At 68.2% G+C, this 19,519-nt stretch carries 19 protein-coding genes; 16 read left to right on the top strand and 3 right to left on the bottom strand.

Going from position 1 to position 19,519, the window contains the following annotated elements; translation table 11 throughout:
• Positions 1 to 34: 34 nt before the first annotated feature.
• Positions 35 to 1,618 carry a CHAD domain-containing protein gene (locus ACN9MV_RS32630; protein WP_426390904.1) on the top strand — a complete coding sequence of 528 codons (1,584 nt, stop codon included), beginning with the start codon at positions 35 to 37 and terminating at the stop codon, positions 1,616 to 1,618.
• On the opposite strand, the gene ACN9MV_RS32625 is transcribed toward ACN9MV_RS32630, so the two are convergent.
• From ACN9MV_RS32625 to ACN9MV_RS32615, 3 genes are read right to left on the bottom strand one after another with little or no spacing between them, the layout of a single operon-like run.
• The gene (locus ACN9MV_RS32625; RefSeq protein ID WP_354336530.1) at positions 1,615 to 2,460 is read right to left on the bottom strand and encodes a DUF6216 family protein; all 846 of its coding nucleotides are present in this window, start codon (positions 2,458 to 2,460) and stop codon (positions 1,615 to 1,617) included. The genes ACN9MV_RS32630 and ACN9MV_RS32625 overlap by 4 nt on opposite strands.
• Positions 2,461 to 2,474: 14 nt before the next feature.
• A complete protein-coding gene (locus tag ACN9MV_RS32620; protein ID WP_093055094.1) occupies positions 2,475 to 2,951 on the bottom strand; it encodes an FKBP-type peptidyl-prolyl cis-trans isomerase in 477 nt (158 codons plus the stop codon).
• Complete coding sequence (locus ACN9MV_RS32615; RefSeq protein ID WP_426390903.1) at positions 2,948 to 3,910, bottom strand: LysR family transcriptional regulator; 963 nt, start codon at positions 3,908 to 3,910, stop codon at positions 2,948 to 2,950. Before ACN9MV_RS32615 ends, ACN9MV_RS32620 begins: the two co-directional genes overlap by 4 nt.
• Before the next feature lie 87 nt (positions 3,911 to 3,997).
• On the opposite strand from ACN9MV_RS32615, the gene ACN9MV_RS32610 reads away from it, so the two are divergent.
• The 15 genes from ACN9MV_RS32610 to ACN9MV_RS32540 all read left to right on the top strand — a co-directional run bounded on the left by ACN9MV_RS32610 (position 3,998) and on the right by ACN9MV_RS32540 (position 19,486).
• Complete coding sequence (locus tag ACN9MV_RS32610) at positions 3,998 to 4,384, top strand: DoxX family protein (protein WP_426390902.1); 387 nt, start codon at positions 3,998 to 4,000, stop codon at positions 4,382 to 4,384.
• Between the two features lie 39 nt (positions 4,385 to 4,423).
• Positions 4,424 to 5,008 (top strand): NADPH-dependent FMN reductase, encoded by a 585-nt coding sequence (locus ACN9MV_RS32605; RefSeq protein WP_093055098.1) that lies wholly within the window; start codon positions 4,424 to 4,426, stop codon positions 5,006 to 5,008.
• A complete protein-coding gene (locus tag ACN9MV_RS32600; protein WP_354336537.1) occupies positions 5,005 to 5,862 on the top strand; it encodes a pirin family protein in 858 nt (285 codons plus the stop codon). The genes ACN9MV_RS32605 and ACN9MV_RS32600 overlap by 4 nt, the downstream gene beginning before the upstream one ends.
• 266 nt (positions 5,863 to 6,128) lie before the next feature.
• Positions 6,129 to 6,920: a class II aldolase/adducin family protein gene (locus ACN9MV_RS32595; RefSeq protein ID WP_093055102.1), complete on the top strand. Its 792-nt coding sequence runs from the start codon at positions 6,129 to 6,131 to the stop codon at positions 6,918 to 6,920.
• A 78-nt stretch (positions 6,921 to 6,998) separates the two neighbouring features.
• Entirely contained in the window at positions 6,999 to 8,567 is a 1,569-nt protein-coding gene (locus ACN9MV_RS32590) for an ABC transporter substrate-binding protein (protein WP_093076363.1), read from the top strand.
• A 19-nt stretch (positions 8,568 to 8,586) separates the two neighbouring features.
• Positions 8,587 to 9,561 (top strand): ABC transporter permease, encoded by a 975-nt coding sequence (locus tag ACN9MV_RS32585; RefSeq protein ID WP_426390901.1) that lies wholly within the window; start codon positions 8,587 to 8,589, stop codon positions 9,559 to 9,561.
• Entirely contained in the window at positions 9,558 to 10,412 is an 855-nt protein-coding gene (locus ACN9MV_RS32580) for an ABC transporter permease (protein ID WP_093076359.1), read from the top strand. Before ACN9MV_RS32585 ends, ACN9MV_RS32580 begins: the two co-directional genes overlap by 4 nt.
• A gap of 3 nt (positions 10,413 to 10,415) precedes the next feature.
• On the top strand, positions 10,416 to 12,068 hold the full coding sequence (locus tag ACN9MV_RS32575; protein ID WP_093174531.1) for an ABC transporter ATP-binding protein: 1,653 nt from the start codon (positions 10,416 to 10,418) through the stop codon (positions 12,066 to 12,068).
• Complete coding sequence (locus ACN9MV_RS32570) at positions 12,068 to 13,006, top strand: 2-hydroxyacid dehydrogenase (RefSeq protein ID WP_093076355.1); 939 nt, start codon at positions 12,068 to 12,070, stop codon at positions 13,004 to 13,006. The genes ACN9MV_RS32575 and ACN9MV_RS32570 overlap by 1 nt, the downstream gene beginning before the upstream one ends.
• Before the next feature lie 55 nt (positions 13,007 to 13,061).
• Positions 13,062 to 14,456 carry an aspartate aminotransferase family protein gene (locus ACN9MV_RS32565; RefSeq protein WP_426390900.1) on the top strand — a complete coding sequence of 465 codons (1,395 nt, stop codon included), beginning with the start codon at positions 13,062 to 13,064 and terminating at the stop codon, positions 14,454 to 14,456.
• Positions 14,453 to 15,367 (top strand): DMT family transporter, encoded by a 915-nt coding sequence (locus ACN9MV_RS32560; protein WP_093174527.1) that lies wholly within the window; start codon positions 14,453 to 14,455, stop codon positions 15,365 to 15,367. The genes ACN9MV_RS32565 and ACN9MV_RS32560 overlap by 4 nt, the downstream gene beginning before the upstream one ends.
• 13 nt (positions 15,368 to 15,380) lie before the next feature.
• Positions 15,381 to 16,121, top strand: coding sequence for a GntR family transcriptional regulator (locus tag ACN9MV_RS32555; protein WP_093076349.1), 741 nt, complete (start codon positions 15,381 to 15,383; stop codon positions 16,119 to 16,121).
• Entirely contained in the window at positions 16,118 to 17,146 is a 1,029-nt protein-coding gene (locus tag ACN9MV_RS32550; RefSeq protein WP_093055120.1) for a histone deacetylase family protein, read from the top strand. Before ACN9MV_RS32555 ends, ACN9MV_RS32550 begins: the two co-directional genes overlap by 4 nt.
• Positions 17,143 to 18,222 carry a phosphotransferase gene (locus tag ACN9MV_RS32545; protein ID WP_426390899.1) on the top strand — a complete coding sequence of 360 codons (1,080 nt, stop codon included), beginning with the start codon at positions 17,143 to 17,145 and terminating at the stop codon, positions 18,220 to 18,222. Before ACN9MV_RS32550 ends, ACN9MV_RS32545 begins: the two co-directional genes overlap by 4 nt.
• Positions 18,215 to 19,486, top strand: a complete 1,272-nt coding sequence (locus tag ACN9MV_RS32540; RefSeq protein WP_426390898.1) for an aspartate aminotransferase family protein — start codon at positions 18,215 to 18,217, stop codon at positions 19,484 to 19,486. Before ACN9MV_RS32545 ends, ACN9MV_RS32540 begins: the two co-directional genes overlap by 8 nt.
• Positions 19,487 to 19,519: the final 33 nt, after the last annotated feature.

The following is a 19,519-nucleotide window of genomic DNA, read 5'->3' as shown; positions in this document are numbered from 1 at the left end:
GCGACGTTGCGCATGAGAAAAAAGACGGGGCATCATGGCCGCCATGGAAATCGAGTTCAAGTTCTGCATTCCCGCCGACCGACTGAAGGCCGTCGAAGCCGCCCTGAAGCGTGGCGCCGTCGTGCGCACGCGCCTGCAGGCCCGCTACTTCGACACCGCCGACCAGCGGCTCGCCGCCGACGGCATGGTGCTGCGGCTGCGCAAGGAAGGCCGGCGCTGGGTGCAGACCGTGAAGGCCACCGGCGACAACGCGCTGCACCGGCTGGAGCACAACGTCGACCTGGGTACGGCGGCTGCGGCGCCGCAGATCGATCCGCAGCGCCATCAGGGCACGCCCGTGGGCGACCGGCTTTCGAAGCTGCTGGCCGAAGGGGGCGGCGCGCCGCTGGTCGAGCGGCAATCGACCGACATCGTGCGGCTCACGCGCGACGTGCGCGTCAACGGGACCGGCGGCGCTGTGGTGGAGATGGCGCTGGACATCGGCAAGGTCGTCGCGCACGCGGGCACGCCTGAGCAGCGTGAATCACCGGTGTGCGAGCTGGAGCTCGAACTCAAGCGCGGCGACGTGCAGGGCCTGGTGTCGCTCGCGCGGCGTTGGTCGCAGCAGCATGGGCTGTGGTTCAGCACCGTGTCGAAGGCGGAGCGCGGCGCGCGCCTGCTCGCGGCGCAGGAGACCGTGGAAGCAGTGAAGGCCGAAGTGCCACGCTTCGCCACGCAGCACCCCGACGGGCGAGTCGTGCAGCAGGCCGTGGTGGCATCGTGCCTGGCGCAGATGCTGCCCAATGCCAGCGAGATCGCGGCGGGGAGTACAGATGAAGAGCAGATCCACCAGCTGCGCATCGGCATCCGCCGGCTGCGCACGGCGTTGCGCGAGCTGCCGGAGCTGGGCCAGTTCGACACGGCCGAATGGGAGCCGCCGCTGGTCGACGCCTTCCGCGCGCTGGGCGCATTGCGTGATCGCGAACAGGTCGTGAAGCTCGCGCAACCCCGGCTGCGCGAGGCGGGTGCGCCGGACTTCGATCCGCTGGCCGGCGGCGATACGGCGGCCAGCACGCTATCGCCCGGTGACATCGTGCGTGCCCCGGCGTTCCAGAACGTGCTCGTTTCGCTGATTGGCTTTACCGCTGCGAAGCCTGTGGAAGCCGCACCGGCGACCGTCGCCACCGAAGACAGCCCGGCAGTTCCTTCGGCACCCGCGCCCATCAATGCCAATGCCGTGCGCCGCCTGCTGCGCAAACGCCTGCAGCGTCTGCACAAACAGGTGCGGCGCGACGGCGAGCGCTTCGAGTCGCTCGACACCGAAAGCCAGCACCGCGTGCGCAAGCGGCTCAAGCGCCTGCGCTACCTCGCCGAGTTCGTGGCGCCGCTGTTCGAGAAGGAAGACGGCAGCGCCGTCGCGCGCTACCTGAAAGCACTGCGCCCCGCGCAGGATGCGCTGGGCGAGTTCAACGACGAGGCCGTCGCGCTCGCGCTGTACCGAGAGGCCACCGCGCGCGATGCGCGTGCGTGGTTTGCGGTGGGATGGTTCACCGCGCGGCATGCAGCCGGCGCGAAGGCCTGCCACAAGGCGCTGGCGAAGATCGAGGATGCGCCGCGGTTCTGGAAGAAGCGCGCCTAGGTGCCGAAGTCCAGAGTCAATTGAGAGTCCGGTAGCGCTGGATCAAGCCGGCGAGCCGCCAGATGCTTTGCGACATATCCTGCGGCCCAGGCAAGAAAGCAAATCCACGAGAGCCAGATTGCGAAGGCGATCAGAAGCGCACAGGTCCAGCGCTGCTCTTTCAGCGAATCCTTGACGAATGCGGCGGTGTCCTTGTCCTTGAGAACCCCGCAAAGAACGCTTATCTCGTTCTCGGTGAAGGAGGTCCGTGCCGCATTGAGGCTCGCTGGCTGCGAGCAGTCTTCGATGCGCAACGGTGCGGGTCCGAACGGAAAGATGGATCGAAGAGCCTTGGCCTGAGTCGTCGTGGCGGCGAATGTTCGCTGCGTTGCTTTCAGCGTCAGAAAGGCCTGGTCGTGAAAAAGCGCTGTCGTGCTGACAAAAAGAAGCAGCATCCCGATCGCGACGCCGGTAAGCCTCATGCCTTGAGTCAGCCGTGACGGCAGCTTGTGCTGCTTGATCTGGCGAAGCTCCATGTCGAAAAGCTCGCCGCACAAGCTCAGCGCTCTCATCTGTACGCCGTTGTGCTTCGCCCATTGAATGAGATGCCGGGCTTGGTCCAGGCTGTTGACCTTCACACCGGCAAACAGGCGGAATGAAATCAGGCTGCTTTGCTCATCGATGAATGCGCGAATCTCCGGGTCGGTGATTTCCTGCTTCCCATGAACCAACTGCCATAGCCGGTGCACGAGTACGTGAAGTGACTCCGTCCGCCAGATGACCCAAATGAAAGCAGCGCAGATCAGCGAAGGCGCGGCAACGCTCAGGAAGCTGGAAAGACTGGGAAGAGTGGCGAAATCCATCGCCCGAGTCTGCCTCAGTGATGGTGCCCGTGCGCCCCATGAACATGCCGGTGCTCGATCTCCACCGGCAGCGCCGCACGCACATCCGTCACCTGCAGGCTGAAGCGCAGCGCCTTGCCGGCCCATGGATGGTTGCCGTCGAGCAGCACGACCGGGCCCTTGATCTTCATGACGGTGAAGACATGCTCGGTGCCGTCGTCGAGCCGGCCCTGCAACTGGCCGCCGACCTTCACGCCCGGCGGAAAGTCGGTCTTGGGGATGCTGCGCACTAGGGTCTCGTCGCGCTGGCCGAAGGCGTCTTCGGGCGCGAGGTTCAGCACGGTCTGGTAGCCCTTTTCCTTGCCATCGAGGGCTTCCTCGATCTTGGGCAGCGTGTTCTCGTAGCCGCCATGCAGGTAGGCCATCGGCTCGGGGCTCGCTTCGATGAGCTTGCCCTGGGCGTCGGAGACCTTGTACTTGATGGTGACGACGGTGTCTTTTTCGATTTTCATGGGGTGGCATTTTCAGTGGAAACGAAAAGGCCCTGAGCCTTCCCGGAAGACGGCAGCTCCAGCAGCATGTCCATCTGGTCGAGCTTGTCCAGCACCAGGTCAATGAACGCCGACACCGCCAGCGGCAGATGCTTGCGGCTCGGGTAGACCACGCTGAGCCCCCGGCCGGTGTACTCGTACTGCGGCAGCACCCGCACCAGCCGCCCTTCCTGTTCGTCGCGCGTCGCCATCGCCGGCGGCAGCTGCGCAATGCCCAGCCCGGCCAGCGCCGCCTTGCGCAGTGCCTGGGCGGTGTTGCCGGTGAACCGGCCGGTGACCTGCACTTCTTCTTCCACCCCCTCGGGACCCGTGAGGCGCCAGATCGTGTGGCCGCTGGGGTGCGGTGGCGTCACGCAGTCGTGGTCCGCCAGCTCCTGCAATGTTGTGGGCTCCCCGCGTTGCGCGATGTAGGCGGGGCTTGCCAGCAGGCCGCCGCTGCGGGTGGCCAGCCGCCGGCCGATGTACCCCGAATCGCGCAGCACACCGCCGCGGAAGGCCACGTCGATCTGCTCCGCGATGAGGTCGGCGGCCGCGTCGCTGAGCACGAAGTCGAGCTTCACCAGCGGGTGCGCGGCCAGGAAGTCGGACACCCATTCCATCGGGAAGAAATCGAAAAAATCCGCCGGCGCCGCCACTCGCACGAGGCCGCTGGGCTCCTGGCCTCCGGCCACCAGCGCCTGCCCGGCCGCAGCCAGCCCGTCGACCAGCCCCGCGCACCGGTCATGAAAATCCTGCCCGGCGCTGGTCAGCGTCAGCTTGCGTGTCGAGCGCTGCATCAGCCGCGTGCCCAGTTGCGATTCGAGCTGCTGGATGCGCCGGCTCACGGTGTTGGGCGGCAGGCCCAGCCGCCGGGCCGCCTCGGCAAAGCTGCCGTGGCGCGCCACCTGCACGAACATGGCGACGTCGTTGAGGTCGAACATGGTGGGTTGATTCCTTCAATTTTTGGACGAGTGCAATCCGACTCTACCGTCTAGTCGATCAATGGGTGCGTGCCTAACCTTATGCCCATGACTTCTTCATCTACTTCCTCTCCCATGCAGCGCCGCATCGTCTGGGGCGTTCGCATCCTGCTCGCGCTGGCTTTCGGCGCCGCCGGCGCTTCCAAGCTGGCCGGCGTGCCGCAGATGGTCCAGGTGTTCGACGCGATCGGCTTCGGCCAGTGGTTCCGCTACGTGACGGGCCTGGTCGAGGTCGGCGGTGCGCTGCTGCTGCTCGTGCCCGCAACCGGCTTCTTCGGTGGCCTGCTGCTGGCCGCGACCATGGTCTGCGGCGTGGCCACGCACCTGGTGCTGATTGGCGGCAACCCCGTGCCGGCAATGGTGCTGGCGCTGCTGTCGGGCTTTGTCGCCTGGCGCCTGCGGCCCGTGCCCCGGCTGGCCGTCAAGGCGGCCTGACCTCCTCTTCATCTTCTTCAACTTTATTTGGAGTACCCCATGACCCAGCAACAACCCCGCATCGGCATCATCCTCGGCTCGACCCGCGAAGGCCGCTTCGGAGAAAAGCCCGCGCAATGGATCCACGAGATCGCCAAGCAGCGCACCGACCTCGCCTTCGAGCTGGTCGACCTGCGCGACCATCCGCTGCCCTTCTTCAACGAGGCGGGCGCGCCGGCCTGGGGGCCGGTGAAGAACGAAGCCGCGCAGCGCTGGCAAGCCAAGCTGGCCACCTTCGACGGCCTTGTCGTCGTCACGCCCGAATACAACCACGGCCCGAGCGCGGTGCTGAAGAACGCGATCGACTGGGCCTACAAGGAATTCATCCGCAAGCCGATCGGCTTCGTAGGCTACGGCGGCGTGGGCGCGGCGCGGGCCGTGGAGCAACTGCGGCTGGTGGCGGTCGAGATGCAGATGGCGCCGGTGCGCAACGCCGTGCACATCGGCATGGTCGAGTTCCTCGGCATCTGGCAGCAGGGCAAGAGCTTCGACGACTTCCCGCACCTCGCGCAGTCGGCCACCGGCATGCTCGACGACATCGCCTGGTGGGCCAAGGCGCTGAAGACGGCGAGGGAGGCTGTATGACCACCGCTGCTGTCGAAACGCTGGCCCGCGCCATCGTCTACCGCACGCGCGGTTCGCAGCACGGCGGCATCGTGCGGCTGATGAGCCCCGGCGACCTGGGCGAGTTTCTCAAGCCCTTCGTGTTCCTCGACCTCTTCGGCTTCGACACCACGGGCGGCCACAAGGGCTTCGGCCTGCACCCGCACTCGGGCATTGCCACGCTCACTTATCTGATCGAGGGCGACACGCTCTACGAGGACACGACCGGCGAGCAAGGCACGCTGCTCGGCGGCGGCGTGGAGTGGATGCGCGCCGGCAACGGCGTGTGGCACACCGGCGGACCCGCGCCGGGTGTGAAGCGCGTGCGCGGCTTCCAGCTGTGGGTGGCGCTGCCCGCCTCGGAAGAGAACGCACCGGCGCAAAGCATGTACCTCGCGCCCTCGCAGGTGCCGCAGGAGGGCCCGGCGCGTGTGCTGCTCGGGCGCTACGGCGCGGCGCAGAGCGCCATCGCGGCACCGGCTCCGATCAACTACCTGGCCGTGCAGCTGAAAGACGGCGAGCGCTGGAGCTACGTGCCGCCCGCCGGCCACACGGTGGGCTGGGTTGCGGTCAACGAAGGCGCGCTCGAGACGGGCGACGACAGGGGCGGCCCGATCGGCAGCGGCGAGCTCGCGGTGTTCGAGGAGTCGAGCGCGGTCATCGACTTCGTGGCCCGTGGCGACACGTCCTTCGTGCTGGGCTCGGCGGCGAAGCACCCCCACGAGCTGGTGATGGGCCACTACTCGGTGCACACCAGCCGGGCGACGCTCGACCAGGGCGAGGCTGAAATCCGGCGCATCGGCGCACGGCTGCGCCAGGAAGGGCGCCTGCCCTAGCACCCCATCGGTGCGCTTGGGCGCACGAACGACAGCCCCCAACCACGCCGGCGGCGCGCATTTTCGGGTGCGCGCCGTCGGTTTTTTTGCGTTCCGCCCTCTGAGCGGCACCGGTCTGGAGGGCCACCCAAGGGCTTACCCCATCACGCGGGCCCGCATATTGCTTAAGACTGTCGCTGGTTGACTGTCGACAGCTCGCAGTCAATCCGACGAACCCATCAACAAGGCAAGGCCCGCCCGGCCGGGCCTGTGGAAAGGAACGCGATATGCAACTGCACGCAGTGGACCGCAAGGCCCCGCCCGTCTCAGACGCCGAGCGCCAGGTCCGACAAGACCTGGCCGCGGCCTACCGGCTGGTGGCGCACTACGGCATGGACGACAGCATCTACACGCACATCTCCGCGCGTGTGCCGGGAACCGAAGACCAGTTCCTGATCAATCCCTTCGGCATGCTGTTCCGCGACATCACGGCCTCGTCGCTGGTCAAGATCGACCTGGAAGGCCGCATCCTCGACGACTCGCCCTACGACGTGAATCCGGCCGGCTTCACCATTCACAGCGCGGTGCACGCGGCGCGCCACGACGCAGCCTGCGTGCTGCACACCCACACGGTGGCGGGCGTGGCGGTGTCGTCGCTGGCCGGCGGGCTGCAGCCTTGCAACCAGTGGGCGCTGCAGTTCTATCAGCGCGTGGTCTATCACGACTTCGAGGGCATCGCGCTCGACCCCGAGGAGCGCGAGCGCCTCGTGGCCGACCTGGGCCCCACGGCGCGCGCGCTCATCCTGCGCAACCACGGCCTGGTGACGCTGGGCCGCACGGTGTCGGAAGCCTTCATCCTGATGCTGAACCTGGAGCGCGCCTGCCGCGTGCAGGTGGCCATCCAGTCGAGCGGCCTGCCGGTGTACCCGGTGCCGGCCGAGGTCTGCGAAAAGACCGCGCAGCAGTACGAGGCCGGCGGCGGCAGCTACCTGCCCGGCCAATCCGACCCGAACGCGCGCGAATGGCGCGCGATGCTGCAGCGCATCGAGCCCGCACCGGCCACGTCGTTCCGCGACTGAGCCGCTGCCCCCCGCTTTCCCATCCCGTCCCCCTGACCCTGTCCACCACCTCGAAAGAGCCAGAAGGAGTTCGCCCTCATGAAACGTCGCAACCTCATCCAGATGGGTGCCGCTGCCACCGCCGGCCTGACGCTGGCCGGCGTTCCCCTGCATCTTCTGGCCGCGGGCAGGAAGGGCGGCGTGATCAACGCCGTCGTCCAGCCGGAGCCGCCGGGGCTGATGCTGGGCATCACGCAGAACGGCCCCACGCAGATGATCTCCGGCAACATCTACGAAGGCCTGCTGCGCTACGACGAGAAGATCACCCCGCTGCCCTCGCTGGCCACCGCGTGGACCGTCAACAAGGAAGGCACGCTCTACACCTTCAAGCTCAAGCCCGGCGTCACCTGGCATGACGGCAAGCCCTTCACCTCGGCCGACGTGGTGTTCTCGGCCGACGTGTTCCTGCGCAAGACGCATGCGCGCCTGCGGGCCAACCTGGCTGCGGTGGAAAGCATCCGCGCGGTCGATCCGCTCACCGTCGAGTTCAAGCTCAAGTACCCCTTCGGCCCCTTCATCGGCATCTTCGAGGTCGGCAGCATGCCGATGATCCCGAAGCACATCTACGAAGGCACCGATTTCGCGACCAACCCCGCCAACGCCACGCCCATCGGCACCGGGCCGTTCAAGTTCAAGGAGTGGGTCAAGGGCTCGTACATCCAGCTCGTGGCCAACGACAAGTACCACGTGAAAGACGTGCCGCTGGTCGACAGCGTCTACTTCCACGTCATTCCCGACGCGGCCTCGCGCGCCGCGGCCTTCGAATCGGGCAAGGTCGACCTGGTGCCCGGCGGCGCGGTCGAGTACTTCGACGTGCAGCGCCTGTCCAAGCTGCCGGGCGTCGCGGTCACCACCAAGGGCTGGGAGTTCTTCGCGCCGCATTCGTGGCTGTGGCTGAACAACCGCAAGGCGCCGATGGACAACGTCAAGTTCCGCCAGGCCGTGATGTTCGCCATCGACCGCGAGGCCATGGCCAAGATCGCATGGCAGGGCTTCGCCAAGCCCGCCACCGGCCCCTTCAACAGCAACATCAAGTTCTACAGCACCGACGTCGCCAAGTACCCGCGCAACGTGGAAACGGCCAAGAAGCTGCTGGCCGAATCGGGCTACAAGGGCGAGACGCTGCGGCTGCTGCCGCTGCCCTACGGCGAGACCTGGTCGCGGCAGGCCGAGATCCTGAAGCAGAACCTGGCCCAGGCCGGCATCAAGGTCGAGATGACCGCCACCGACGTGGCCGGCTGGAACCAGCGCCTGAACGACTGGGACTACGACCTCGCCTTCACCTACGTCTACCAGTACGGCGACCCGGCGCTGGGCGTGGCGCGCAACTACACCACCGCCAACATCGCCAAGGGCTCGCCCTTCAACAACGTCGAGGGCTACTCCAACCCGAAGATCGACGAGCTGTTCGATTCCGGCGCACGCGAGACCGACCCCGAGAAGCGCAAAGCCATCTACCTGCAGGCGCAGAAGATCCTGCTCGACGAGGTGCCCGTGGCCTGGCTGCTGGAGCTCAACTTCCCCACGCTCTACCGCACCAAGCTCAGCAACATCGTGAGCTCGGGCATCGGCCTCAACGACAGCCTCGGCAACGCAAGCGTCGGCTGACGCGCGGAGTGACGACCGAATGAAACGTACGCAGTTCATGTTGACCCGCGTGCTGCAGGGCCTGGTGGCGATCCTGCTGATTGCGACGGTCAACTTCATGCTGGTGCGCGCCGCGCCGGGCGATCCGGTGTCGGTGCTGGCCGGCGAGGCCGGCGCGTCCGATCCGCAGTTCGTGGCGCAGCTGCGCGCGCAGTTCGGGCTCGACCAGCCGCTGTCGACGCAGCTTGCCACCTACGTCGGCAAGGTGGTGCGGCTCGACCTCGGCTATTCGTACCGCCAGCAGCAGCCGGTGCTGAAGCTCATCATGGACCGGCTGCCCGCCACGCTGCTGCTCACCGGCACGGCCTTCGCGCTCTCGCTGCTCTTCGGCATCACGCTGGGGGCGCTCTCAGCGCGGCGCGCGGGCACATGGGTCGACAGCGCCATCACCGTGGTGGCGCTGCTGTTCTATGCCACGCCGCTGTACTGGCTCGCGCTGATGGCCGTGCTCGTGTTCACGGTGCAGCTCGAATGGCTGCCGGGCTTCGGCCTCATGACCGTGGGCTCGGGCCACACCGGCTTCGCGCTGGCGCTCGACGTCGCCAAGCACCTGGTGCTGCCGGCACTCACGCTCGCACTGTTCTACATGGCCGTCTACGCACGCATGACGCGCGCCGCGATGCTCGAGGTGGCGCAGATGGACTTCGTGAAGACCGCGCGCGCCAAGGGCGTGCGGCCCGGCCGAATCCTGCGCGCGCACGTGCTGCGCAACGCGCTGCTGCCGGTGGTCACGCTGGCGGGCATCCAGGCCGGCGGGATGATCGGCGGCGCCGTGCTCACCGAGACCGTGTTCGCCTGGCCCGGCATCGGCCGCCTGATGTTCGACGCGCTGCTGCAACGCGACTACAGCCTGCTGCTCGGCGCCTTCCTGGTGACGGCGGCGATGGCAGTGCTCTTCAATCTCATCACCGACCTGGTCTACACCCTGGTCGATCCGCGGATCGAGCTGACATGACGACGACGATGCAAAGCGATTTCTGGCGGCGCTTTCGCCGCAACAAGGGCGCCGTGGCCGGCATGGTCGTGCTGCTGATCGTGGCAGCGGTTGCATTGCTCGGGCCGTGGCTCGCCACCAACGACCCGTGGGCCATGGTCGAGCAACCCTTCGTGCGCCCCTGGACCGAGCCCGGCTTCCTGCTGGGCACCGACACGCTCGGTCGCGACATCCTCGCGGGCCTGGTCTACGGCGCGCGCATTTCGCTGTTGATCGGCGTGGTGTCCACCATCGTGGCGCTGCTGATCGGCGTTACCTTCGGCGCAATCGCGGGCTACTTCGGCGGCTGGATCGATGCGGCGCTGATGCGCTTCACCGAGCTGTTCCAGGCAGTGCCGAGCTTCGCGCTGGCCATTGTGCTGGTGGCGATCTTCGAGCCTTCGATCAAGTCCATCGTCGTGGCCATTGCCATCGTTTCTTGGCCGCCGGTGGCGCGCCTCGTGCGCAGCGAGTTCCTCACGCTGCGCCAGCGCGACTTCGTGCAGGCCGCGCTGCTCGCGGGCCAGTCGACGCCGCGCATCATCCTCACGCAGATATTGCCCAACGCCATGTCGCCCATCATCGTGATGGCCTCGCTGATGGTGGCCACCGCCATCCTGCTCGAAAGCAGCCTCAGCTTTCTGGGCCTGGGCGATCCGAACCAGATGAGCTGGGGCTACATGGTCGGCGCCGCGCGCACCGTGCTGCGCCAGGCCTGGTGGATGGCGTTGTTCCCGGGGCTGGCCATCGTGCTGACGGTGCTTGCGCTCAACCTCGTGGGCGAAGGCCTGAGCGACGGCCTCAACACCCGGCTGCACGGAAGGGGCAAGTAAGAAATGAACGCCACCGTGACACCGATGAAACCCCTGCACCCCGTGCTCGACATCGTCGACCTGAGCATCTCGCTGCCCTCGGGCGCCGACCGCGCGCTGGCCGTCGAGGGCGCCACGCTCTCCGTGCTGCCGGGCCAGACGCTGTGCGTGGTCGGCGAGTCCGGCTCGGGCAAGTCGATGATCGCCAACGCCGTCATGGGCCTGTTGCCGCGCCCGCATGTGGCGCCTGTGGCCGGCCGCATCATGTTCGAGGGCCACGACCTGCTGCAGCTCACCGAGCCGCAGATGCGCGAGCTGCGCGGCCGCCGCATCGGCATGGTGTTCCAGGAGCCGATGACCGCGCTGAACCCGGTGATGCGCATCGGCGAGCAGATCGGCGAAGTGTTCGACGCGCACGGCAGCGTGCCCGCGGCCGAGAAGCGCCGCCGCATCCTCGCGGCGCTGGCCGACGTGGGCCTGCCCGACCCGGAGCTGCTGATCGACGCCTACCCCTTCCGCCTCTCGGGCGGCCAGCGCCAGCGCGTGATGATCGCCTGCGCGCTGGTGCTGGAGCCCGTGCTGTTGATCGCCGACGAGCCGACCACCGCGCTCGACGTCACGACCCAGGCGCAGATCCTCGCGCTGATACGCGAGCTGCAGCAGCGCCGCGGCACGGCGGTGCTCTTCATCACGCACGACTTCGGCGTGGTCAGCGAAATCGCCGACCACGTGGTGGTCATGCAGACCGGCCACGTGGTCGAGAGCGGCCCGGCCGCGCAGGTGCTCGGCGCGCCGCAGCACCCCTACACGCGCAAGCTCATCGCCGCCATCCCCGACGGCCAGGCGCAGACCGTGCCGCACGACGACCTCACGCGCGTGCTGCAGGTGCAGGACTTGTGCAAGACCTACCGTTCGAGCGGCGGCCTGTTCAAGCGCGGCCGCGCGGTGCAGGCGGCAAAGGACATCAGCTTCGAGCTGCACCGCGGCGAAACGCTGGGCCTCGTGGGTGAGTCGGGCTCGGGCAAGTCGAGCGTGGGGCGCTGCCTGGTGGGGCTCGCGCCTTTCGACAGCGGCCGCATCATCTTCAAGGGCCGCAATCTGGCGCAGGGCCGCAACTTCCGCAGCGCAGCGGCCGGCAAGATCCAGATGGTGTTCCAGGATCCGTACGCATCGCTCAACCCGCGCCACCGCGTGGGCGCGGCCATTGCGGGCGGGCCCATCGCGCAGGGCGTGAGCAAGGCCGAGGCAATGGCGCGGGCCATGGAGCTGCTGCAGCTCGTGGGCCTGGGCGCCGATGCAGCGCAGCGCTATCCGCACGAGTTCTCGGGCGGGCAGCGCCAGCGCATCGGCATTGCCCGCGCGCTCGCGATGCAGCCCGAGCTGCTGGTGGCCGACGAACCCGTGTCGGCGCTCGACGTGTCGGTGCAGGCGCAGGTGCTGGAGCTCTTCGCGCAGGTGCGCGCGCAGTTCCAGCTCGCGATGGTGTTCATCACGCACGACCTGCGCGTGGCCGGGCAGATGTGCGACCGCATCGCGGTGATGCAGCGCGGCGAAGTCGTGGAGTACGGCGAGACGCAGAAGGTGCTCAACGATCCGCAGCACGCCTACACACGCAAGCTGATCGACGCCGTGCCGCGCCTCGCGCCGCAGGCCGACATGTCTGCGAAGGTGGCCTGATGCCTTGCGTTGCGCTACTGAGCGATGTGCTCGACATGCACTACCTGGCGCCCGCTTTTCGCGAGCATTGCCCCGACATCGATTTGCGCCTTGGGTCCGACCTCGGCCCGCTCGACCAGATCGATGCGGCCGTTTGCTGGTTTCCGCCGCATGGCCTGCTTGCGAGCCTGCCGCAGCTGCAGCTGGTGCAGTCGCTGGCAGCGGGCGTCGACCACATCACGGCCGACCCCCGGCTGCCGCGCGCGCTGCCGCTGTGCCGCATCGTCGATCCGGAGATGGCCACGGGCATGAAGGCATACGTGTGCTGGGCCGTGATCCAGCATCAGCGGCAGATGCCCGCGTACCTTGCGAGCGCGGCCCGGCGCGTGTGGGAAGAGCAACCGATGAGCCCGCCCGGGCGCCATCGTGTCGGGATCGCGGGGCTCGGCACCCTGGGGCTGGCCTGTGCCGAGGCGCTGGCCGCCATCGGCTATGCGGTGCGCGGCTGGAGCCGCAGCGCCAAGGCCGAACTGCCGGCCGGTGTCACGGGCTTTCACGGCGATGCGCAGCTCGACGAATTCCTCTCGGGCTGCGACACGCTGGTGTGCCTGCTGCCGCTCACGCCGCAGACGCAGGGCTTTCTGGACGCGGACCTGTTCGCGCGGCTGCCGCGTGGCGCGCACCTGGTCAACGTAGGGCGTGGCGCGCATCTGGTCGAAGCCGACCTGCTGCGCGCGTTGGACCTTGGCCAGCTCTCTGCCGCCACGCTCGACGCCTTCACACAGGAGCCGCTGCCGGCCGACCACCCCTTCTGGGGCGACCCGCGCATCCTGGTCACGCCGCACATCGCCACCCGCACCGACACCTCTGTGATCGCGCGGCAGACACTTCACAACCTCGCGCTCGTGCAGCGCGGCGAGCGGCCCCACACGGCCGTCGACCTCGACCGGGGCTACTGAGCCGCGAGGTTTTCTTCTCTATCGCAATTCAAGCAAGAAAAACGGAGCAGGCCCCATGAACGCATCGATTCCCAACGCCGCCCTGCAATCGGCACACGCCGAGCGCGCGGCGAACGACATCGCGGCCCATCTGCACCCCTTCACCAATCTCGCGGCGCATCCGCAGGTCGATCCGCTCGTGATCGAGCGCGGCGACGGCATCTACGTGCAGGACGACCAGGGCCGCCGCTACCTGGAGGCCATGTCGGGCCTGTGGTGCGTCTCGCTGGGCTTCAGCAACGCGCGCCTGGCCAAGGCCGGCAGCGAGGCGCTGCACACGCTGCCCTGCTATCACACCTTCAACCACCGCTCGAACGCCGCCGCCATCGCGCTGGCCGAGAAGCTGATTGCGATGGCGCCGGTGCCGATGTCCAAGGTGTTCTTCGCCAACTCGGGTTCGGAGGCGAACGACACGGCCGTCAAGCTGGTCTGGTACTACCACAACGCCATCGGCAAGCCGGCCAAGAAGAAGATCATCGCGCGCCGCAATGCGTACCACGGCGTCACCGTGGCGGCGGCCAGCCTGAGCGGGCTTGTTCCCAACCACCGCGACTTCGACCTGCCGATCGACCGCATCCTGCACGTCGACTGCCCGCACCACTACCGCTATGCCGAGCCCGGCGAAACCGAAGAAGCCTTCGCCACGCGGCTGGCCGATGCGCTGGAGCAGCGCATCCTGGCTGAAGGGCCCGACACCGTGGGCGCCTTCATCGCCGAGCCTGTGATGGGCGCGGGCGGCGTGCTGGTGCCGCCGGCCACCTACTTCGAGAAGGTGCAGGCCGTGCTGCGCAAGTACGAGGTGCTGCTGATCGCCGACGAGGTGATCTGCGGCTTCTGCCGCACCGGCGAGATGTTCGGCTCCACCACCTTCGGCCTGCGGCCCGACATCCTCACCGCAGCCAAGGCCCTGTCGTCGGGCTATGTGCCGATCTCGGCCGTCATGGTGTCCGAGCAGGTGCATGCGGCCGTGGCCGCCAACAGCGGAAAGATCGGTACCTTCGGCCACGGCTTCACCTACTCGGGCCATCCGGTGACCGCAGCCGTGGCGCTCGAAACACTGCGCATCTACGAAGAGGAAAAGGTGCTCGCGCATGTGCAGTCGCTGGCGCCACAGTTCCAGGCTGGCCTGCGCCGCTACGCCGGCCATCCGCATGTGGGCGAGGTGCGCGGCGTGGGGCTGATCGGCGCGATCGAACTCGCAGCTGAGCCGGCCACTCGCACGCCGTTCGATCCGGCGATGAAGGCCGGCGCGCGGCTGGCCGAGCTTGCATTGCAGGAAGGCCTGATCGTGCGCGCCATGGGCGATGCCGTTGCCTTCTGCCCGCCGCTGATCATCACGCCCGCGCAGGTCGACGAGATGTTCGAACGCTTCGACCGCGCGATGGCCCGCTTCGAGGCTTCGCTGGCGTGAACACAGCGAACGCCGCAGTGCTGTTGCGACCGCCGGGCTCCAGGAGCACCGGCGTTGCGCTGTTCTTCTGCGCGCTGATGGCCTTTGCGAGCTACGACGCCTTCTGCAAGCACATGCTGCAGTTCTACCCGGCGCCGTTCATCAACCTGATGCGCTACCTGTCGGTGATCTGCATCGCCTTTGCCATGCTGCTGCGCCACGGCGACCTGCGCATCTGGCGCGCGCCGCAGAAAAAGCTGCTGCTGTTGCGCGGCACGATGCTCGCGACGGTGGCCACCTGCTTCATGACGGCGCTGATCTGGATGCCGCTGGCAGAGGCCACCGCAATCTACTTCACCGCGCCGCTGCTCATGGTGGCGCTGTCGCCCTGGCTGGTCGGCGAACAGGTGCAGCGCAGCCGCTGGGTGGCGGTGAGCGTGGGCTTCGCGGGCATGCTGCTGATCGTGCGGCCCGGCGGCAACCTGCCCTGGGTGGGCACGGTGCTGATGGCGGTGTCGGCCGTCTGCTATGCGATCTTCCAGCTGCTCACGCGCCGCCTCGCGGGGCTCGTTGAAAGCCCGGTGCAGTACGCCTACACGGCGCTCGTGTGCCTTGTGGTCACGGCCGTGCCGGCGCCCTTCTTCCTGCCGGCCGAGCGGCCTGCCGCCGGCGCCGTGTTGCTGTTGCTTGCGGGCGGCGCGTGCAGCGGGCTCGCGCAATGGCTGCTGCTGGCCGCCTTCGAGCGCGTCGAGGCCGCGACGCTGGCGCCGCTCAACTACTTTCAGCTGCTGCTGGCGGTGGCCTTCAGCACCTTCTGGTTCCACAGGCCGCCCGATGCGCTGGCGATGGCGGGCATTGCGCTGATCATGGCGGCGGGCGTGTACCTGGCGCGGCGGCCGATCAAGAATAAGAACCCGATCCCTCTCACATGACGAGACAAACACCATGGCTTTTTCTTCTTCCACTGCCGACAGCGCCGGCTTCGAGTCCGTCGAGGCGCAAGACCTCGTCGGGCTGGTCGAAGCGCAGCTGACGCGCGCGATCGTCGAGGGGCGCCTGGCGCCCGGCAGCCGCATCGTCGAGGCCGAGATCGCGCGCCGCATGGGCGTGAGCCGCGCCCCGGTGCGCGAGGCCGCGCGCCGGCTCGAACGGCAGGGCGTGCTGGTCGCGCGGCCGCGCCACGGCTTCGCGGTGCGCACCATCAGCGTCCAGGAGATCGACGACCTGTTTGAAGTGCGCCTGAGCCTGGAGATGACCTCGGTCGAGCTGGCCTGCCGCAAGGCCGACGACGCGGGGCTGCAGCGCCTGCGCACGCTGGTCGACGGCATGGTGCGCGAGGCGCCCACGCAGCCGCAGCACGTGCGCATCGCGACCGACCTGGCCTTTCACACGCTGATCTGCGAGCTCTCGGGCAACGCGCACCTGCACCGCATCTTCTCGAACACGCAGACCGAGATGCAGATGATCATCGCGCTGATCGACGCGGTCTACCACGACCCCGAGACCATGGCCAACACGCACTACCCGATCGTCGATGCGCTGATGAGCCGCGACGTCGATGCCTCGCGCCTGGCCATGCGCGAGCACCTCGACGACGCCTGGCAGCAGGTGCGCGCGCTGTTCGTGAAGCAGCACGGCACGGTTTCTCCATCTACCCCGACTCCAACGCAAGGACCCGCGCGATGAAGATCGTCTACAGCGACGCCCACAAGGACCACGACCCGCAGCTCTTCATGGTGCGTGGCCGCCTGAAGCGCAGCAACGAGCAGCCCGAGCGCGCCTTCCGCCTGCTGTCGGCGGTCGAGCATGACGGCCACGAGGTCATCGCGGGCGAAGACTTCGGCGCCGGCCCGCGCGCCGCGATCCACACGCCCGAGTACCTGCGGTTCCTCGAGACGGCCTATGCACGCTGGCGCCTGCTGGACGACCCCTCCGACGAGGTCATGCCCAACATCCATCCCTTTCCGGGAGAGCCCTGCACCTACCCGGAGAGCGTGGTCGGGCAGGCCGGCTACCACATGGGCGACAACGCCTGCTCCATCGGCCCGCACACCTGGGCAGCGGCCGTGGGCTCGGCCCACGTGGCCACGCATGCGGCACAGCTGGTGCTGCAGGGCGAGCGCGCGGCCTATGCGCTGTGCCGCCCGCCGGGCCATCACGCGTATGCAGACCGTGCCAATGGCTTCTGCTACCTGAACAACACCGCCATCGCCGCGCAGCAGCTGCGCGCGGCGCACGAGCGCGTGGCGATCCTCGACATCGACGTGCACCACGGCAACGGCACGCAGGGCATCTTCTACCGCCGCGCCGACGTGCTGACGATCTCGCTGCACGGCGATCCACGCAACTTCACGCCCTTCTTCACCGGCTACGCGCATGAGCGCGGCGAAGGCGCGGGCCTGGGCTACAACATCAACAAGCCGCTAGCGTTGGGCACCGACATCGATGGCTACCTGCCTGCGTTGCGCGATGCCTGCGAGAGCATTCGCGCCTTCGCGCCCGGCGCGCTGGTGGTGGCGCTGGGCCTGGACACGCACGAGCGCGATCCCTACAAGGGCATGAAGATCACCACGCCGGGCTTCGCGCAGCTGCTCGCCGAGATCGCGCGCCTCGGCTTGCCGACTGTGCTGGTGCAGGAGGGTGGCTACCTCTCCGACGACCTGGGCCCCAACCTCGCCAGCGCGCTGCGCGGCTTCGCGGGCGCCGCATGACGGCAGCGGACGGGTTCGACGATGCGGAAGTCCTGAGCGAAGGCTCGCCCGAACTCGGCGCCGAATGGGTGCGCGCGTTCGCGCTGCGCCATTACGGCATCGAGGGCGAGATGCGGCCCCTGACCGGCGAGCGCGACCGCAACTACCGTCTCGAATCGGCGCTGACCGGCGAGCGCTTCATGCTGAAGATCTCCCACCCGAGCGAAACACCGCTGGTGGCGGACTTCCAGACCCAGGCGCTGCTGCACATCGCGGCTGCCGACGCGGGGCTGCCGGTGCAGCGCATCGTGCTCACGCGCGACGGCCAGCCTTCGCTGCTGTGCGATCCGGGCGACGGCCTGCCGCGCGTGGCACGGCTCTTCAGCTATCTGCCGGGCCTGCCCTTGCCCGAAGCGCCGCGCACAGCCGCGCAGCAACTGAACCTGGCGCGCACGCTGGCCCGGCTCGACCTCGCGCTGCGGGACTTCGACCATCCGGCCGGCGCGCTCGCGCTGCCCTGGGACATCCAGCGTGCCGACAGCGTGCGCGGCCTGCTCGCGCACATCGGCGATCCGCAGCGGCGCGCGCTGGCCGGGCGCTCGCTCGATCGCTTCGAGCGCGATGCGAAGCCCGTGTTGGCGGGCCTGCGCACGCAGCCCATTCACAACGACTTCAACATCTACAACGTGCTGGTCGACCCCGCCGACACCGACCGCATTGCCGGCATCCTCGATTTCGGCGACATGGTGCGCGCGCCGCTGATCGACGACCTCGCAGTGGCCGCGGCCTACCAGCTCGATCCGGCGGGCGATGCGCTGGCCGGCATCGTGCCCTTCATCGCCGCGTACCACGCCGTGCTGCCGCTGACGCGCGAGGAGGTCGACGTGTTGTTCACGCTGATCACCGCGCGGCTCGTGATGGTGGTGGCCATCAGCGGCTGGCGCGCCGCGCGCCACCCCGACAACGCGGCCTACCTGCTGCGCAACAACGCGCTTTCGTGGGCCCGCCTGCAGGCTTGCGACCGCATCGGCAACGACGTCGCGAGCGCCGCATTCCGGCGCGTCTGCGGCATGAACGAGAGCAACGCAAATGCCTGAAGAATCGCTCCTGGAGCGCCGCGCGCGGCTGCTCGGCCCGGCCTACCGCCTGTTCTACGAAGCACCGCTGCACCCGGTGCGCGGCGAGGGCGTGTGGCTCGACGACGCCGACGGCAAGCGCTATCTCGATGCGTACAACAACGTCGCGTCGGTGGGGCATTGCCATCCGCACGTGGTGGAGGCCATCGCGCGGCAGGCCGGCGTGCTCAACACCCACACGCGCTACCTGCACGAGGGCGTGCTCGACTATGCCGAGCGCTTGCTCGCCACCATGCCGCGCGAACTCGGCCATGCGATGTTCACCTGCACCGGCAGCGAGGCCAACGACCTCGCGATGCGCATCGCCAAGGCCCACACCAAGGCAGAAGGGCTGATCGTCACGCGCTTCGCGTACCACGGCGTGACCGAGTCGATCGCGCAGGCCTCTCCCTCGCTCGGGCGCTTCGTGCAACTCGGCCGTGCGGTGCGCACCGTGCCGGCGCCGGACAGCTATCGCGTGCCGGCCAGGGAGCTAGGCACGGCGTTTGCGGCCGGTGTGCGTGCAGCGATTGCCGACCTGCAGGCTCATGGCATTCGGCCTGCCGCGTTGATGGTCGACACGGTGTTCTCGAGCGACGGCATCTTCACCGACCCGGCGGGCTTTCTCTCTGAAGCAGTGGCCGCGATCCGCGAGGCCGGCGGCATCTTCATTGCCGACGAAGTGCAGCCGGGCCTGGGCCGCACCGGCGACGCCTTCTGGGGCTTCATGCGCCATGAGGGCCTGGTGCCCGACATCGTGACCATGGGCAAGCCGCTGGGCAACGGCCACCCGCTGGCCGGACTGGCGGTGCGCCCCGAGGTGCTGGCCGCGTTCGGCCGCGAGTGCCGCTACTTCAACACCTTCGGCGGCAATCCGGTGTCGATGGCCGCCGGCATGGCCGTGCTCGACGTGATCGAGCGCGAAGGCCTGATGGCCAATGCGCAGCGCGTCGGCCGCCATCTGCGCTCGGGGCTCTCGAAGCTTGCCGAGCGCCACGAGTTGATCGGCGACGTGCGCGGCGCGGGCCTGTTCGTGGGCCTGGAGCTCGTGACGGTCCGTCGCGCGCGCACGCCTGCCACAGCCGAGACCGTGCGCGTCGTCAACGGCCTGCGGGAGCGGCAGGTGCTGCTGAGCGCCACCGGAGAGCACGCCAACACGCTGAAGATCCGCCCACCGCTGGTGTTCTCCGAAGCCAATGCCGATCTGCTGATCGACACGCTGGACGAAGTGCTGGCCGGGCTTTGACCCGCTGCCATGGCGGCAAACGCCGCCTTGCGC

Origin of the sequence: Variovorax sp. R-27 (genome assembly GCF_049913215.1) — a bacterium.
Lineage (GTDB): Bacteria > Pseudomonadota > Gammaproteobacteria > Burkholderiales > Burkholderiaceae_C > Variovorax.
This window is presented reverse-complemented; position numbering and strand designations above follow the sequence as displayed.

Bases quoted from the DNA above. Each gene is read 5' to 3' on its own strand.
- ACN9MV_RS32575 (WP_093174531.1), top strand. From the start codon at position 10,416: ATGAACGCCACCGTGACACCGATGAAACCCCTGCACCCCGTGCTCGAC.
- ACN9MV_RS32585 (WP_426390901.1), top strand. From the start codon at position 8,587: ATGAAACGTACGCAGTTCATGTTGACCCGCGTGCTGCAGGGCCTGGTG.
- ACN9MV_RS32540 (WP_426390898.1), top strand. From the start codon at position 18,215: ATGCCTGAAGAATCGCTCCTGGAGCGCCGCGCGCGGCTGCTCGGCCCG.
- ACN9MV_RS32630 (WP_426390904.1), top strand. From the start codon at position 35: ATGGCCGCCATGGAAATCGAGTTCAAGTTCTGCATTCCCGCCGACCGA.
- ACN9MV_RS32595 (WP_093055102.1), top strand. From the start codon at position 6,129: ATGCAACTGCACGCAGTGGACCGCAAGGCCCCGCCCGTCTCAGACGCC.
- ACN9MV_RS32620 (WP_093055094.1), bottom strand. From the start codon at position 2,951: ATGAAAATCGAAAAAGACACCGTCGTCACCATCAAGTACAAGGTCTCC.
- ACN9MV_RS32590 (WP_093076363.1), top strand. From the start codon at position 6,999: ATGAAACGTCGCAACCTCATCCAGATGGGTGCCGCTGCCACCGCCGGC.
- ACN9MV_RS32555 (WP_093076349.1), top strand. From the start codon at position 15,381: ATGGCTTTTTCTTCTTCCACTGCCGACAGCGCCGGCTTCGAGTCCGTC.
- ACN9MV_RS32600 (WP_354336537.1), top strand. From the start codon at position 5,005: ATGACCACCGCTGCTGTCGAAACGCTGGCCCGCGCCATCGTCTACCGC.
- ACN9MV_RS32625 (WP_354336530.1), bottom strand. From the start codon at position 2,460: ATGGATTTCGCCACTCTTCCCAGTCTTTCCAGCTTCCTGAGCGTTGCC.
- ACN9MV_RS32550 (WP_093055120.1), top strand. From the start codon at position 16,118: ATGAAGATCGTCTACAGCGACGCCCACAAGGACCACGACCCGCAGCTC.
- ACN9MV_RS32580 (WP_093076359.1), top strand. From the start codon at position 9,558: ATGACGACGACGATGCAAAGCGATTTCTGGCGGCGCTTTCGCCGCAAC.
- ACN9MV_RS32570 (WP_093076355.1), top strand. From the start codon at position 12,068: ATGCCTTGCGTTGCGCTACTGAGCGATGTGCTCGACATGCACTACCTG.
- ACN9MV_RS32565 (WP_426390900.1), top strand. From the start codon at position 13,062: ATGAACGCATCGATTCCCAACGCCGCCCTGCAATCGGCACACGCCGAG.
- ACN9MV_RS32610 (WP_426390902.1), top strand. From the start codon at position 3,998: ATGACTTCTTCATCTACTTCCTCTCCCATGCAGCGCCGCATCGTCTGG.
- ACN9MV_RS32605 (WP_093055098.1), top strand. From the start codon at position 4,424: ATGACCCAGCAACAACCCCGCATCGGCATCATCCTCGGCTCGACCCGC.
- ACN9MV_RS32615 (WP_426390903.1), bottom strand. From the start codon at position 3,910: ATGTTCGACCTCAACGACGTCGCCATGTTCGTGCAGGTGGCGCGCCAC.
- ACN9MV_RS32545 (WP_426390899.1), top strand. From the start codon at position 17,143: ATGACGGCAGCGGACGGGTTCGACGATGCGGAAGTCCTGAGCGAAGGC.